Origin of the sequence: Mycobacterium intermedium, assembly GCF_002086275.1 — a bacterium.
Taxonomy (GTDB): Bacteria; Actinomycetota; Actinomycetes; order Mycobacteriales; family Mycobacteriaceae; genus Mycobacterium; species Mycobacterium intermedium.
The window spans coordinates 1-14,978 of sequence record NZ_MVHT01000003.1; the positions used below are offsets into that span (position 1 = coordinate 1).

Below are 14,978 nucleotides of genomic sequence, written 5' to 3' on the forward strand. Positions count from 1 at the left end.
CCAGACTGCGAGCCGCCGCGGCCTGGGTGCGGATGATGTTTGCCATCGTGCCGCTACCGGTCGGTGCGCGCGCCGACGACCAGCATGGATTGGGACACGAAATCGCACATACTGCAAACCAATTCGCCGGCCCTTATCAAGTGCCCGACGCCAACTTCGGCTGGTCGGCGCGCGACGCCTGCTACTGCTACGGCAGCTTTGTCCTGGAGGACGACGAAGCGCTGGTCATCACTCACCGGCCGCCGTCGTGCAGGTTCTGGAACCTGGTGGTGTGGAACCAGTTCATGGCCACCTACGGCGACCCGCAGGATTCCGCCGCCCGCTCCTCGCTCAACAACCACAGCGCGGTACCCAACAGCGATGGCTCCGTCACGGTCGTCTTGTCCAACCAGATAACCGCCCACCCGAATTCGCTTACAACGCTGGGCTATCCGCGTGGCAATCTCGCGTTCCGGTGGTTCCTGGCCGACGAGGTTCCCGGACGCCCCGAAGTACAACTCGTCAAGCTGCCGGACGCGCCAAGCTCAGTGACTTAGCCCGCGAGCAGTCGCAAACTTGTACGCTTTGGGCCCAAAATGTACGAGTTTGCGTCTTCTCGGCAGTCAGTTCACGTTTGGCGCACGAGGTCGATGGCGCGGCCCAGGGTCGCGAGCTTGGCATCGAGCGTGTCGCCCGCCGGATACAGGCGCACGGTGTCCACCCCGGCGTCTCGCCACGTCGCGAGGCGAGCGCGGACCATCTCCTCGGTGCCGATAAGCGTTGTGGTCAGCACCATTTCGTCGGTAATCAACGCAGCGGCTCCATCGCGGTCACCGCTTTGCCAACGCTCCCTTACCAGTTCGGCCACGTCGGCCCAACCCTGCCGGCTGTAGGCCTGGTTGTAGAAATTGGTGCTGGCCGACCCCATCCCGCCGAGACTGAAGGCCAGTTCGGTCTTGCGTGCGGCGACCATGGTGTGCAGTTCGTCCTCGTCGGAAGCGAACGCGACTTCGGCGCCTTGGCAGATGTCGATGTCAGCGCGGACCCGTCCGGCGGCCGCCAGGCCCTCGTCGAGGTGCGCGAAGTAGGCGTCGCCGGCGCCCTCGGGAACAAAGCTGGTGCCCAGCCAACCGTCGGCGATCTTCCCGGTCAGCCGCAGCATCGCGGGTGACAGGGTGGCCAGGTAGATGGGGATGGCGTGCTCCGGTTGCGTCGACAACCGCATCGGCTTGGCTTCCCCGCCGGGCCGGGGAATCTGAAACTCCTTGCCGGAATACGAGATCTTGCCACCCTCGAACACCTGTCGCACGATCTCGACGGTCTCGGCGACCCGAGCCAGCGGATGCGCGAACGACACCCCGTGCAGTCCCTCGATCACCTGTGGGCCGGAGGCGCCGAGGCCGAGCAGGAAGCGACCGGACGACAGGTTGGACAGCGTGATCGCCGTCTGCGCGACCGCAACCGGGGACCGGGTGCCCACCTGCAAGACGCCCGAACCCAGCAGCATGCGACTGGTCCGTGCCGCGATGTAGCCCAGTGCCGACGGCGCGTCCGTACCCCAAGCCTCGGCGACCCAGCACATGTCCAGGCCCAGCTTCTCGGCTTCGACCGCGAACTCGACCACTTCCCCAGGGCGCGTCGACAGTTCGACTGTGGTGGCGGTCCGCATCAACGCACCCCATGTTCGGCGAGCCTCTTGATGGACGCCAGGGTCATGCCGATCGCGGTCTCGAACTCGCGCAACCGCACGAAGACGATCTTTTCTTCCTTGTCGGGCATTGCATCGATCGCCACCGACAAACCCGACCGACCCGGGCCCATCTGCATCCAATACGTCAGGAACGTTCCTCCGTCGCGCGGTGTCAGCACGAATCGCCAGGTCGCCGAGGGATTTTCGGGATCACCGACCACCCAGGAGAACTCGCGCGCCTCGTCGCAAGCCAGGATCTGGGACGTCGTGCTCCATTCGCCGAACGCATCGTGGCTGTTGTGCCCGACGAAGCGGGCACCGACCTTGGGTCCGGTGGCGCCCTCGACCCATTCCACCGACTGCAGCTCATTACTCAGCGTCGGCATCAGCTCGATATCCGAGACCAGGCTCCACACTCTGCGCGGTTCGGCGTCGATCCATGTCGAGGCTTCCACCGTCGGGGTGTCCGCGTAGCGCGCGCCGGTCCATTCCACGGTTTCATTGTCCCCCCGACAAGCGAATCGAGACCGCGTCCAGGGTGACCCGATGCCGAAATGACACACCCTGGGCGCGGTCTCGGTGACCGCCGCCGATCAGGCGGCGACGAGTTCTGTTGTGGCCTTCTCGGTGCGGGCCGACGGCCGCAGCGAGTCGGGGAACGTGAGCCGGACAATCTTGCGCACCACGGTGCCGAACTGCTTGAGCAGCGGGCCCTTGTTGTAGGGGATGCCGTAACGCTCGCAGATCTCCTGCACCTCGGGCGCGATCTCGGCGTACCGGCGGGCCGGCATGTCCGGGAACAGGTGGTGCTCGATTTGGTGGGACAGGTTGCCGGACAGCAGGTGGAACGTCTTGCCTCCGGTCAGGTTTGCCGAACCCAGCACCTGGCGGAAGTACCACTGGCCGCGGGACTCGTCCTTGGTCTCCTCGACGCTGAATTCCTGTGTGCCGTCCGGGAAGTGGCCGCAGAAGATGATCATGTACGACCACACGTTGCGCATCAGGTTGGCGGTGAGATTGCCGGTGAAGACGAATGGCGCGAAGGGGCCGGCCAGCAGCGGGAAGGCGACGTAGTCCTTGAGCGTCTGCCGACGGGTCTTCTTCCAGATCTCCTTCAAGGTGTCGCGCTTGTCGCGCCACTTGATCTCGTGGGAGCGGATCCGCTCGGTTTCCAGTTCGTGCAGCGCAACACCGTACTGGAATAGCACCATCAGCAGGAATGCGTAGAGCGGGTTGCCCAGGTAGTACTTCTCCCAGGGCTGGTCCTCGCTCATCCGGATGATGCCGTAGCCGATGTCGCGGTCCATTCCCACGATGTTGGTGTGGGTGTGGTGCATGTAGTTGTGCGAGTGTCGCCACTGGTCGGCCGGGCACGCGGTGTCCCACTCGAAGTCCCGGCCGGAGATCGTCGGGTCACGCATCCAGTCGTACTGACCGTGCATGATGTTGTGGCCGATCTCCATGTTGTCCAGGATCTTCGCGATACCCAGCATGCCGGTGCCGAACAGCCAGAACGGCGGCAGGAACAGCAGGGCGCGACCGCCGACTTCCAGCGCGCGCTGGGTCTTGATGACGCGACGGATGTACTCGGCGTCTTCGGCGCCGAGGTCGGCCATCACCCGGTCCCTGATGGCGTCGAGCTCACGGCCGAACGCGTCGGCCTGCTCTTTGGTCAGGGTGATCTTGTTCTGTGTCATGGTTTTTTCCTCCTGAAGGTCTTGGGGCTGCTACGGGTGCTCAGGTGCTCAGAGCGCGATCTCGACGTCGCCGCACGGGACGGACACGCAGATCTGCACTTTGTCGTCGGGCACCGTCGACACGGCACCGGTGACGAGATTGCGGACGGTCCCTGAGGTCTTGCGCCGCGTGCACGTGTGGCAGATGCCCATCCGGCAGCCGTTCTCCGGCGTCAAACCGGCCGCTTCGGCCTGTTCCAGCAACGAGCGACCATCATCGACAACGTCAACGTTGCTGTCCGCGAACGTCACTCGGCCGCCCGTCGGATTGGCCGGCGGCTCGAACACCGGAGGCACGAAACTTTCGGTGAACACGTTTTCACAGTTCTGCCGCACCGCCTCGACCAAACTCGTCGGTCCGCAGACGTACACCGCGTCGGGCGAGGGCATGGCGGCGGCCAGGTGGTCCGGCCCGAAGCGGCCAACCAGGTCACCGGAGTCGGACCGGGTGTAGCCGCGCAGCACGCGCGCGCCAGGCATGCCGGCCAGCTCGTCGCGGTAGTTCGCCTCCACTGCGGTACGGGCGTAGTGCACGAAAGCGATCTCGCCCGCATGCCGCTCGGCGACCAGCGTGCGCAGCATCGACATGACGGGGGTGATACCGCTGCCGCCCGAGACGAACAGGATCCGTCGTGGGCGCTCGGTCGGCAGTACGAAGTCGCCGCCGACGCCGTCGAGACCTACCACCATGCCGACCCGAGCCTGCTCGTAGAGGTAGGTCGAGACCAGTCCGCCGTCGTGGACGCCGATCGTCAGCTCGAGTCGTGAGCTGCCTTCGGCGTTGGCCGGCGAGTAGCACCGGGTGTGCCGACGGCCGTCGATCTCGACCGCGAGGTTGACGTACTGCCCGGCCTTGAACGTGCGGGCGGCGGTGAAGGCGCGGTTCGGAGCCAGCGTCAGGGTCACGCTGCGCGGGGTGGTCCGCCGTACGTCGACGACCTTCGCACGGGCCTGACCCATGGTCCAGGTGGGCTCCACCAGCTCGGTGTAACGGTCGACCCCGTGGGGGCCGGTGAGCAGATCGACTAGGTTGGAACCCAGGACCCGCTGCTTCAAAGTTTGAGTGAACATATGTACACCATGCGTGGCGACGTCGCAGGTCGTCAAGGATTTCTTGCTGGTCTGTGGTAGGGTTCACACAGTGAACGATCGTACGCCTAGCTCACGTCCGCGGCGATCGTCCCGCGAACGTACGCGGGAGAATCCGTCTCGGGAGGAACGCAAGGAGGCGACGCGGCGGGCGATCATCGCCGCCGCGCTCAAGCTGCTCCAGGACCGCAGTTTCAGCGGCCTGAGCCTGCGCGAGGTCACCCGGGAGGCCGGCATCGTGCCCGCGGCGTTCTACCGTCACTTCGAGTCGATGGAGGCCCTGGGCCTGGTCTTGATCGACGAGTCGTTCCGCATCCTGCGTGACACGCTGCGCGGCGCACGCGCCGGCAAGCTCGACCCGAACCGGGTGATCGAGTCCTCCGTGGAAATCCTGGTCGGCAGTGTCGCCGAACGGCGTGAGCACTGGCGGCTCATCGGGCGGGAACGCTCCAGCGGGCTCAGCGTGCTGCGCTACGCCATTCGCACCGAGATCCGGTTGATCACTTCCGAACTGGCCACCGACCTGGCGCGTTTTCCGGGGCTCAACGAGTGGAGCACCGAAGATCTCAACGTGCTGGCGACGCTGTTCGTCAACTCGATGATCGTCATCGCGGAGGCGATCGAGGACGCCCAGAGCGCCGAGGCGCTCGAAGAGATCCGGCGCATAGCGATCAAGCAGTTGCGGATGATCGCCGTTGGCGTGGCCGGCTGGAAAAGCAGTCCATAACTACTCGACAACCTGGTAGAAGGACTCGCCGTCTTCCGGAGTGCCGGAGACCTGCCCCCGGTGGATCCGGCCGGGAACGTCGTCTTCCGGCGTACTTGGAGCGGCACTGAGGACGTCGGGTTCCTCTGCGGCGAGGCGGTCGTCCCGCGATTCGCCTTCACGCTCTTCGCGCGCCGTCATTCCCGGGCCGTCGGCCGCCGTCCAGTCCTCGGGTGGATCGACGACGATGTCGCCGTCGTCGTTGCGAAGTTCATCGGGGTCGGTGGACTCTTCCTGATTCAGGGTGTCGCCGGGACCACCCTCTTCGGGGAAATCCGCGGGATTTACATCGGAATCAGCCATAGGCCCACGGTTGCCCGCTGAATTGGGCGGCCAAACGCCCCAACCGCGAAGCGTTGTTGATGCGGCTCCGATGCCACCGCGCTCAGCGCGGCTCGCGCCACATCGGCCACAGCGTGGGGCCGCCGTTGGGAAGCCTGATCTCACCGGTAACGGTGAAGCCGAAACGCTCGTAGTACGGCACATTTTCGGGTTTGCTCGACTCGAGATAGGCCGGACAATATTCGGCGTCGCAGCGCTCCAGCCGGGACCGCATGAGGACCTGTCCATAACCCTTTCCGCGCACGTCGGGATCGCTGCCGATCGTCGCCAGATACCAATGCGGCTCGTCGGGGTGGACCCGCTTCATCGCCGCCTGTATTTCCCGTCCCATGGACACCCGAAGGCCGAAGATGCGCAGGAAGGCCGGCACCATCGCCCACTCGGCTCGACGTGACTCGCGCCACTGGTTCGGCGGGTCCCACAACGCTGCCGCACCGATATCCGTTCCGCCCCAAGCGACCTCGACGCCACCGAGAGGCAGGTGGTGATGCCGGGTCATCGCGCCGAACAGCCTGCCCAGGTGCGCGGTGCGGGTCTTCTCATTGGGCAGCAGCCACAACGAAACCGGGTCATCGTAGAAGGCCCGCCCCAAGACCTGCGACAGCGCGCGCAGATCGGCTGTGCGGGCGGGGCGTGCTTGCGGCGTCATGCCATAAGAGGCTAGCCCAGGTGTGGCCTCACGACCGGCGGGTATTCGAGCTCGATGGCGGGCATTTCGAGGCGGACCTTGGGACGGCTGGCGGCCGGTATCGGCGCCCTCGGCGCGGGAGGTCTGGCCGGGTGTGACCGGGAAGGCCCGCCCGGCAGTCCCGCACCGCCACCCCCGGCCAAGGGCGTGGGGATTGTGTTGTCTCACGAGCAATTTCGCACCGACAAGCTGGTGGAACAGGCCAAAGCCGCCGAACAAGCCGGCTTTGAGTATGCGTGGGCCAGCGATCACCTGCAGCCCTGGCAGGACAACGAAGGCCATTCGATGTTTCCGTGGCTGACGTTGACTTTGGTGGGCAGCAGCACCAGCCGCATTTCCTTCGGAACAGGAGTGACCTGCCCGACCTACCGTTATCACCCGGCCACGGTCGCCCAGGCTTTCGCGTCGCTGGCCATCCTCAATCCGGGGCGGGTGTTTCTGGGTTTGGGCACCGGAGAACGGCTCAACGAACAAGCCGCCACCAACACCTACGGCGACTACGCGGAGCGCCACGACCGTCTCGTCGAGGCCATCGAGCTAATCCGGCAGTTGTGGAGCGGCCAGCGAATATCTTTCTCCGGACGCTACTTTCAGACCAATTCCGTCAAGCTATACGATTTGCCGGCTGCACCGCCGCCGATCTTCGTCGCCGCCGGCGGACCCAAGAGCGCCGGCCTGGCCGGCCGCTACGGCGACGGGTGGATCGCTCAGGCCCGCGACATCAAAGACTCGGAAATGTTGGCCTCCTTCACCACCGGCGCACAACAAGCCGGTCGCGACCCCGCCGGCCTGGGGAAGCGGGCCGAACTGTTCGCCGTCGTCGGCGACAGCATCGTGGCCAAGCACGCCGCATCTTTGTGGCGCTTCACCGCCGGGGCGGTGGATCAGCCGAATCCGGTCGAAATCCAGGGCGCCGCTGAATCGAACCCGATCGACAAGGTGCTGGCGAACTGGGCGGTCGGTACCGACCCGGCCACGCACATCAGGGCGGTGCAATCGGTTCTCGACGCCGGGGCGGTGCCGTTCCTACACTTCCCGCAGGAGAACCCGATTGCCGCCATTGATTTCTACCGCAGCGAGGTGTTCCCCAAGCTGCGTTGACTACGCGAGACCAATGTCGTTGGCTCGGCGTCTGTTTGGATGGTCGCACCGGATGCCGCCAACACTCGAAGACAAAGACGTGCAGCGCCGTGGCCAGGTTCACCACGACGTCGTAACCGGCCTCGTGACCGGCGAATGCCTCCGCGAGATCGTGGCGGTCGAAGAGTGACACGCCTACCGGTGTCGCACCCTGCACACGAAGCGCCGCGGCCTTGGCCTCGCCGCGCGCCAGCGCGGTGACCTGGTGTCCGGCGCGGACCAACGCGGGAACCGCGTAGCGGCCGATCGCACCGGTGCCTCCGGTCAGAAACAGCCTCGTGCTGGCGACGTTACTGCTGCCCGTCCCAGCGGGCCCGACGCACCAGAACCTTACGATGGGGGGACCCATCAACGAGCCGGTGCGACGTGGCACCGGGGAATGGTTGTGCAGACGTGTGGGACTTCGAAACGGACCCGGAATACCAGGCGAAGCTGGACTGGGTCGAAAAATTCATGGTCGAGGAACTCGAACCGCTTGATCTGGTCGCCCTCGATCCTTACGACAAGAAGAACGCCGAGATGATGGCGATCCTGCGGCCGCTGCAGCAACAGGTCAAGGACCAGGGGCTGTGGGCCGCGCACCTGACGCCCGAACTCGGCGGTCAGGGCTTTGGCCAGGTGAAACTCGCCCTGCTCAACGAGATCCTCGGGCGGTCGCGGTGGGCGCCGTCGGTGTTCGGCTGCCAGGCACCCGACTCGGGCAACGCCGAGATTCTGGCGTTGTTCGGCACCGACGAGCAGAAGGCCCGCTACCTGCAGCCGCTGCTCGACGGCGAGATCACCTCCTGCTACTCGATGACCGAACCCCAGGGCGGGTCTGACCCCGGAATGTTCGTCACGGCCGCGCACCGCGACGGCGACGACTGGGTGATCAACGGCGAGAAGTGGTTTTCCACCAATGCCAAACACGCGTCGTTCTTCATCGTCATGGCCGTCACGAACCCGCAGTCCCGGACCTACGACCGGATGTCACTGTTCATCGTTCCGGCCGAGACGCCGGGCATCGAAATCGTCCGCAACGTCGGCGTGGGCGGGGAATCCGCCAAGCGCGCCAGCCACGGCTACGTCCGCTACAACGACGTCCGGGTGCCGGCCGACCACGTGCTCGGCGGTGAGGGCCAAGCGTTCGCGATCGCGCAGACCCGCCTCGGCGGCGGCCGCATCCACCACGCGATGCGCACAATCGCCCTGGCCCGCAAAGCGTTTGACATGATGTGCGAGCGCGCGGTGTCGCGCAAGACCAGGCACGGTCGGCTGGCCGATTTCCAGATGACCCAGGAGAAGATCGCCGACAGCTGGATCCAGATCGAACAGTTCCGGTTGCTGGTGCTGCGCACGGCCTGGCTGATCGACAAGCACCACGACTACCAGAAGGTGCGCCGTGACATCGCGGCGGTCAAGGTCGCGATGCCGCAGGTGCTGCACGACGTGGCACAACGCGCGCTGCACCTGCACGGCGCGCTCGGCGTTTCCGACGAGATGCCATTCGTCAAGATGCTGGTCGGCGCCGAGTCGCTCGGCATCGCCGACGGCGCCACCGAGTTGCACAAGATGACGGTCGCCCGGCGCACGCTGCGCGAATACGAGCCCGTGACAACGCCTTTCCCGTCTCAGCACATCCCGACCCGGCGCGCCGCGGCCGAGGCGCTGCTGGCCGAGCGCCTGGAACACGCCATCGCGGAATTCTAAACCCCGCGAGCAGACGCTAACTCGTACGAAAACGCCCTTCTGCGTACAAGTTTGTGACTGCTCGCGGTCAAAAAGTCAGGAGATGTAGCGGACGACGCTCTCGGCCACGCAGGCCGGCTTCTCTGAACCCTCAACCTCGATCGTCGTCGACATGGTTGCCTGGACGGTGCCGTTACCGAGGTCGTCGACATTGACCAGTTTGCTCGTGGCACGAACCCGAGAACCCACCGGAACCGGCGATGGGAAACGAACTTTGTTGAGCCCGTAGTTGATTGCCAGCTTGATGCCCTTGACGGTGTAGATGTCGTGCTGCAGTCGCGGCAGCAGCGACAGCGTCATGAAGCCGTGGGCGATGGTCGTTCCGAACGGCCCGTCTTTCGCCCGTTCCGGGTCGACGTGGATCCACTGGTGATCACCGGTCGCATCGGCGAACAGGTTGACCTCTTCCTGGGTGATGGTCACCCAGTCGCTTTGCCCGATGGTCTCCCCCGCGGCGGCGGTGAGGTCGGCTACTGACTCAAAGGTGCGCATGACGGGTAAGCATATGACTCGTGAGGCTGCTGCTGATTGCCGATACCCATGTCCCCAAGCGCGCCCGCGACCTGCCCGCGCAGGTATGGGATGAGGTCGCCAAAGCCGACGTGGTCATACATGCCGGCGATTGGGTAACACCCGAGCTGCTCGACCAGCTGGAGGCCAGGGCGGCACGGCTCATCGCCTGTTGGGGCAACAACGACGGACCCGAACTGCGCGCCCGATTGCCGGAGCAGGCCGACGCCATTCTCGAAGGGCTGCGCTTCACCGTCGTCCACGAGACCGGAGCCGCGGCCGGCCGCGAGGCGCGCATGTCCCGCCGCTACCCGGACACCGACGTGCTGGTCTTCGGGCACAGCCACATCCCCTGGGACACCGCGACGCCGGCGGGGCTGCGGTTGCTCAATCCGGGGTCGCCGACCGATCGTCGGCGCCAACCCCACTGCACCTACATGACCGCGACCGTCGAAAACGCCGCGCTGACCAGCGTACTTCTACACACGATAAATAGATAGCTCGGCTACAGAGGTATTGTGGTCGGGTGAGCACTCGCACCGACCTCTCCGCAGACATATCGCGGGTCCTGGGCAGATTCCGCCGGCAGTTGCGCCGCGCGGCGGGAACCGGATACGCACCGGGGCGGCTGTCGGAATCGCAGGCCGAGTTGCTGCGCTTGGTGTCGCACCGGCCCGGAATATCGGTCGGCCTCGCGGCCGCCGAGCTGGGACTGGTACCCAACACTGCTTCCACCCTGGTCACCAAGCTGGTCCGGGACGGGTTCCTGGTGCGCGCCGTCGACGACACCGACCGACGTGTCTGCCGGTTGCGGCTCACCGACTCCGCCCAGCACGCCATGGACGCCACGGCCGCGGCGCGACGAGCGGTGCTGGCGGAATTGCTCGACAAGCTTGACGACGAGCAGCTCCGGGTATTGGGACAAGGATTGGAGGTCCTCGAAGAGATGACCAGGATGCTGCGGGAGCGAGACACATGAACACGCCGTTGGCGATCAACTGCGCGCACCTGACCTACCGCTACGGTCAGCACACCGCGGTTGACGACGTGACGTTTCAAGTACTCCCCGGAGAAACGGTGGGCCTGCTCGGGCCCAACGGCGCCGGCAAGACGACCGTGGTGCGCGTGCTCACCACGCTGGCGCCCGTTCAGGACGGTGAGCTCCGCATTTTCGGCCTGGACGCGCGTCGGCAGGCGATCGACATCAGAAGCAACCTCGGCTACGTACCGCAACAACTTTCGATCGAGAAGGCATTGACGGGCCGGCAGAACGTGGAGTGGTTCGCGCGGCTGTACGGCGTGCCGCGGGCGGAGCGGCGCGAGCGTGTCGATCAGGCGCTGGCCGCGATGGATCTGCTGGACGTGGCCAACCAAGTGGCGTCTTCCTACTCCGGCGGCATGGTGCGCCGACTCGAAGTGGCCCAGGCCCTGGTCAACCGGCCGTCGCTGTTGATCCTCGACGAACCGACGGTCGGGCTGGATCCGATCGCGCGGGACGGGGTCTGGACACAGGTGAAGAAGATGCAGGCCGAATTCGGCATGACCGTGCTGCTGACCACGCACTACATGGAAGAGGCCGACGTGCTGTGCGACCGCGTCGCGCTGATGCACCGGGGCGCCTTGCAGGCGGTGGGGACGCCGGAGGAATTGAAGTCGACGGTGTCGCCGGACGCCACGCTCGAGGACGTGTTCCGGCATTACTCATCCGCGGAAATTTCGTCCGGCAGAGAGGCTGAACGCAATGTCGGTTGACCGGGCAATCAACGCCACAAACACCAGTGCCGTCGCATCGAACCTGGTTGCGGCGCCGCACGGACTGCAGCGGGTCCGCGCGACGCTGGGACGTGTCGGCGCTTTCGCGATCGTCGAGCTGCAGAAGCTACAACACGACCGAACCGAGCTCGTCACCCGCATGGTGCAGCCCGCGCTGTGGCTGTTGATCTTCGGGACGACGTTCAGCCACCTGCGTGTCATCGACACCGGGTCGGTGTCCTATCTGGCGTTTCTGGCACCGGGCATCATCGCCCAGTCGGCACTGTTCATCTCCATTTTCTATGGCATACAGATCATTTGGGATCGCGACGCCGGCATCCTGGCCAAGCTGATGGTGACCCCGGCGCCCGCGTCGGCACTGATCACCGGCAAGGCATTCGCCGCCGGTGTGCGCTCCGTCGCGCAGGTGGTGGGCGTGCTGGGGTTGGCCTACCTGATGGGCGTTGCCCTGACCGTCAACCCGTTACGGATCCTGGCCGCCATGGCCGTGGTCGTGCTCGGTGCCGCGTTCTTCGCCTGCCTGTCGATGACGCTGGCTGGGTTGGTCCGCAACCGGGACCGCCTGATGGGGATCGGCCAGGCCATCACGATGCCGCTGTTCTTCGCCTCCAATGCGCTGTATCCGGTGGATGTGATGCCCGCCTGGTTGCACGCGCTCAGCACGGTAAACCCGCTGAGCTATGAGGTCGACGTGTTGCGTGCGCTGTTGATCGGCACCCCCTTCCACGCGGTGGACGTCGCCGTGCTGCTGGTCGCACCGGTCATCGGAATTGCCACGGCATCAAAGGTATTGCGCCGCCTGGTCGCCTGACGGCACCAAATATGTTGAAGCGCAAGGCAATCGTGACCCAACTGTGACGATTCCGGCGTGACGCCGAATCGTTAGCCAACCGCTATCTTTCGCTCCGGCCGTGACAAGCGACCTACGCGTCACCCCTGTGTTTCACTCCCCCAGAAGGGATTCGACCGCAATCCTGCGGCCGATGAAAGTTGGGATGGGTAGGGAGCTATGTCGTTCTTCGAAGAAGTGCGGAAGGTGCGTTGCGCAGCGGGAGCCATCTCGCGGCGGCTGGCTGTCGCGGCCCTAGGGGCGGCCCTGCTGACCGGCCTCGTCGCTCTCGTCGGCGGCACGGGAACCGCCGGCGCGTTCTCCCGGCCGGGCTTGCCAGTTGAGTACCTGTCAATCCCGTCACCGTCGATGGGGCGCAACATCAAGGTTCAGTTCCAGGGCGGCGGGCCACACTCGGTTTACCTGCTCGACGGCCTGCGCGCCCAGGACGATTTCAACGGCTGGGACATCAACACGCCGGCGTTTGAGGAGTTCTACCAGTCCGGCCTGTCGGTGATCATGCCCGTCGGCGGCCAGTCCAGCTTCTACAGCGACTGGTACCAGCCCTCACAAAGCAACGGCCAGAACTACACCTACAAGTGGGAGACCTTCCTGACTCGCGAGATGCCCACCTGGTTGCAGGCCAACAAGGGTGTTTCGCCGTTCGGCAATGCGGCCGTAGGCCTTTCGATGTCGGGCGGCTCGGCCTTGATCCTGGCCGCCTACTACCCGCAGCAATTCCCGTACGCCGCGTCGCTGTCGGGGTTCCTCAACCCGTCCGAGGGGTGGTGGCCCACCCTGATCGGCCTGGCGATGAACGACTCGGGTGGCTACAACGCCAACAGCATGTGGGGCCCGTCCAGCGACCCGGCCTGGCGGCGCAACGACCCGATGGTCCAGATTCCGCGCCTGGTGGCCAACAACACCCGCATCTGGGTCTACTGCGGTAACGGCACCCCCAGCGACCTCGGCGGCGACAACATGCCGGCCAAGTTCCTCGAGGGTCTCACGTTGCGCACCAACCAGTCCTTCCGTGACACCTACGTCGCCTCGGGCGGACGCAACGGGGTGTTCAACTTCCCGAACAACGGAACCCACTCGTGGAACTACTGGAACCAGCAGTTGGTGGCGATGAAGCCGGACATCCTGCAGGTGATCAACGCCCTGCCCGCGCCGGCACCCGCACCGGCCGCGCCGGCCGCAGGGATCCCGGCGTTGCCCGCGCCGGCGACCTGATCGGACCGGTTAGTTAAAGCCAGCATCGGCAGCAGCGCAACGGCCAGCGCTGCTGCCGATGTTCTTTTGCGGAGCGGCGGTCAGGCGGTCAAGCGGTCAGCCGGGCGATCGACCGCATCGGGATGGGCAACCAGGTGGGCCGGTGCCGCGACTCGTAGCCCGTCTCGTAGACCGCCTTGTCGAGTTCGTATGCGGACAGCAGCAATGACGAATCGCGCGGGTCCACCCCCGAGGCGGCCGCGTATCCGTCGCAGAATGCGGTCCGGTTGCGCTCGACCCATTCGCGGGCGCGCGCGGCAAGCTGCTTGTCCTCCCCATGCTCCACCAACGGGCTGTAGGCGGCGTATTCGAAGGAGCGCAACACACCAGCGACGTCGCGCAACGGCGAATCCGGCGCCCGCCGCTCCGCCAGCGGCTGGCCCGGCTCGCCTTCGAAGTCGATCAGCAGCCAACCCTCCGGAACCCGCAACACCTGCCCGAGGTGCAGATCACCGTGAATTCGCTGCACGGTGATGGTCTCGTCGTGCAGTTTGGCGAACCGTTCCTCGATCGTCGCCGCGTACTCCTCCAGCTCCGGTACCGTCGCGACGGCGGACGCCAGCCGGGCCAGCACCTGATCGACGGGAAAGGTCGATTCCTGCGTCCCCAGGTTCTCCGCCAGGGTGGCGTGCACCGAGGCGACCGCCTCGCCCAGCCGATAGGACTCGCCGGCGAAGTCGCCGCCAACTTCGTGCGCGTACAGGTCCCCCTCGGCGAAGAGGTCGCGGACGCTGGCCGTCGCCATCGCCCAACCTTCGGCCGCGTTGGCGGCGAACTCGGTCACCATGCCCAGCGGGGAGGACGAGTCCGGGTCCTCGCCCGCGATCTCATAGCAGCCCAGGAGTTTGGCCACGTGCGGATTGCCGGCACGCCCGAGCACCCGGTTGAGCTCAATGTCGGGATTGATTCCGGGGCTGACCCGGCGGAACACCTTGAAGATCGCGGCCGGTGGGCGGTCGAAGATCACGCTGGTGTTGCTCTGCTCGGCCTCCGATACGCGCGGAAACGCGTCGAGCGGAAGCGTGACGTCCGGTTCTTTGGTGAACACCACCTCCACGTCCGACGACCTGCGCACTTCTTCCCCGTCGATCAGCGAGAGCAGGAACTGGGGCGCCGACGGGGCATAGAGCGCGTCGAACGCGGTGTGGTTGTCGGCGGCGCCGATGGTGGCCAGCGTGCTGTATTCGGACACGGGTTCGGAATCCCATCCCACGATCACCTGGTAGCGCTCGGCGAAGCCGTCCGTGTACGTCACATCGACCAACACCAGGTCAAGGCCGTCCCGCAAACGCACCTCGGTCACCGGCACGGCGGTGGCCAGTTCGCGGTTGCGTCCGGCGTACCACCGCTGTTGCGGCAGCCAATCCGACCATGGCAGCTTGGCCGACGGGCTCATATTGCGCCGCTCCTCCTCATCGCGTTGCTCTGCATCG

At 65.6% G+C, this 14,978-nt stretch carries 16 protein-coding genes and 2 pseudogenes; 9 read left to right on the forward strand and 9 right to left on the reverse strand.

All coding sequences use genetic code 11. The features are described 5' to 3' along the window. A pseudogene (locus BST27_RS01395) lies at nucleotides 1–536 on the forward strand (DUF1214 domain-containing protein); the annotation flags it as partial. Between the two features lie 71 nt (nucleotides 537–607). Here the strand turns inward: BST27_RS01395 and BST27_RS01400 are convergent. The 4 genes from BST27_RS01400 to BST27_RS01415 all read right to left on the reverse strand — a co-directional run bounded on the left by BST27_RS01400 (nucleotide 608) and on the right by BST27_RS01415 (nucleotide 4,476). Continuing rightward, nucleotides 608–1,648 (reverse strand): LLM class flavin-dependent oxidoreductase, encoded by a 1,041-nt coding sequence (locus tag BST27_RS01400; RefSeq protein ID WP_069417719.1) that lies wholly within the window; start codon nucleotides 1,646–1,648, stop codon nucleotides 608–610. Beyond that, nucleotides 1,648–2,163, reverse strand: a complete 516-nt coding sequence (locus BST27_RS01405; RefSeq protein WP_069417720.1) for an SRPBCC family protein — start codon at nucleotides 2,161–2,163, stop codon at nucleotides 1,648–1,650. Before BST27_RS01405 ends, BST27_RS01400 begins: the two co-directional genes overlap by 1 nt. Before the next feature lie 99 nt (nucleotides 2,164–2,262). Continuing rightward, entirely contained in the window at nucleotides 2,263–3,366 is a 1,104-nt protein-coding gene (locus BST27_RS01410; protein ID WP_069417721.1) for a fatty acid desaturase family protein, read from the reverse strand. Between the two features lie 48 nt (nucleotides 3,367–3,414). Continuing rightward, the gene (locus BST27_RS01415; RefSeq protein WP_069417722.1) at nucleotides 3,415–4,476 is read right to left on the reverse strand and encodes a ferredoxin reductase; all 1,062 of its coding nucleotides are present in this window, start codon (nucleotides 4,474–4,476) and stop codon (nucleotides 3,415–3,417) included. 70 nt (nucleotides 4,477–4,546) lie between these two features. Between BST27_RS01415 and BST27_RS01420 the strand changes: the two genes are divergently transcribed. Then, entirely contained in the window at nucleotides 4,547–5,221 is a 675-nt protein-coding gene (locus tag BST27_RS01420) for a TetR family transcriptional regulator (RefSeq protein ID WP_069417842.1), read from the forward strand. Here the strand turns inward: BST27_RS01420 and BST27_RS01425 are convergent, their stop codons facing one another. Then, on the reverse strand, nucleotides 5,222–5,563 hold the full coding sequence (locus BST27_RS01425) for a hypothetical protein (protein WP_069417723.1): 342 nt from the start codon (nucleotides 5,561–5,563) through the stop codon (nucleotides 5,222–5,224). An 82-nt stretch (nucleotides 5,564–5,645) separates the two neighbouring features. Continuing rightward, nucleotides 5,646–6,251: a GNAT family N-acetyltransferase gene (locus BST27_RS01430; protein ID WP_069417724.1), complete on the reverse strand. Its 606-nt coding sequence runs from the start codon at nucleotides 6,249–6,251 to the stop codon at nucleotides 5,646–5,648. A gap of 54 nt (nucleotides 6,252–6,305) precedes the next feature. Here BST27_RS01430 and BST27_RS01435 point away from each other — a divergent pair, with 54 nt between their 5' ends. After that, a complete protein-coding gene (locus tag BST27_RS01435) occupies nucleotides 6,306–7,391 on the forward strand; it encodes a F420-dependent hydroxymycolic acid dehydrogenase (RefSeq protein ID WP_069417725.1) in 1,086 nt (361 codons plus the stop codon). 82 nt (nucleotides 7,392–7,473) lie between these two features. On the opposite strand, the pseudogene BST27_RS33445 reads toward BST27_RS01435, so the two are convergent. Continuing rightward, nucleotides 7,474–7,779: pseudogene (locus BST27_RS33445) on the reverse strand (SDR family oxidoreductase); the annotation flags it as partial. 44 nt (nucleotides 7,780–7,823) lie between these two features. Here BST27_RS33445 and BST27_RS01445 point away from each other — a divergent pair. Further along, on the forward strand, nucleotides 7,824–9,119 hold the full coding sequence (locus tag BST27_RS01445; RefSeq protein WP_069417726.1) for an acyl-CoA dehydrogenase family protein: 1,296 nt from the start codon (nucleotides 7,824–7,826) through the stop codon (nucleotides 9,117–9,119). A 75-nt stretch (nucleotides 9,120–9,194) separates the two neighbouring features. Here the strand turns inward: BST27_RS01445 and BST27_RS01450 are convergent, their stop codons facing one another. Continuing rightward, nucleotides 9,195–9,650, reverse strand: a complete 456-nt coding sequence (locus BST27_RS01450; protein ID WP_069417727.1) for a MaoC family dehydratase — start codon at nucleotides 9,648–9,650, stop codon at nucleotides 9,195–9,197. A 20-nt stretch (nucleotides 9,651–9,670) separates the two neighbouring features. Here BST27_RS01450 and BST27_RS01455 point away from each other — a divergent pair, with 20 nt between their 5' ends. The 5 genes from BST27_RS01455 (at nucleotide 9,671) to ag85C (ending at nucleotide 13,506) form a co-directional block, all read left to right on the forward strand. Then, entirely contained in the window at nucleotides 9,671–10,168 is a 498-nt protein-coding gene (locus tag BST27_RS01455; RefSeq protein ID WP_069417728.1) for a metallophosphoesterase family protein, read from the forward strand. Between the two features lie 26 nt (nucleotides 10,169–10,194). Next, entirely contained in the window at nucleotides 10,195–10,647 is a 453-nt protein-coding gene (locus BST27_RS01460; RefSeq protein ID WP_069417729.1) for a MarR family winged helix-turn-helix transcriptional regulator, read from the forward strand. Next, a complete protein-coding gene (locus BST27_RS01465; RefSeq protein ID WP_069417730.1) occupies nucleotides 10,644–11,420 on the forward strand; it encodes an ATP-binding cassette domain-containing protein in 777 nt (258 codons plus the stop codon). The genes BST27_RS01460 and BST27_RS01465 overlap by 4 nt, the downstream gene beginning before the upstream one ends. Beyond that, nucleotides 11,410–12,252, forward strand: a complete 843-nt coding sequence (locus BST27_RS01470) for an ABC transporter permease (protein WP_069417731.1) — start codon at nucleotides 11,410–11,412, stop codon at nucleotides 12,250–12,252. Before BST27_RS01465 ends, BST27_RS01470 begins: the two co-directional genes overlap by 11 nt. A 198-nt stretch (nucleotides 12,253–12,450) precedes the next feature. Beyond that, entirely contained in the window at nucleotides 12,451–13,506 is a 1,056-nt protein-coding gene (gene ag85C / locus BST27_RS01475) for a diacylglycerol acyltransferase/mycolyltransferase Ag85C (protein ID WP_069417732.1), read from the forward strand. Between the two features lie 88 nt (nucleotides 13,507–13,594). Here ag85C and BST27_RS01480 read toward each other — a convergent pair whose 3' ends face one another. After that, a complete protein-coding gene (locus BST27_RS01480; protein WP_069417843.1) occupies nucleotides 13,595–14,941 on the reverse strand; it encodes a maltokinase N-terminal cap-like domain-containing protein in 1,347 nt (448 codons plus the stop codon). Nucleotides 14,942–14,978: the final 37 nt, after the last annotated feature.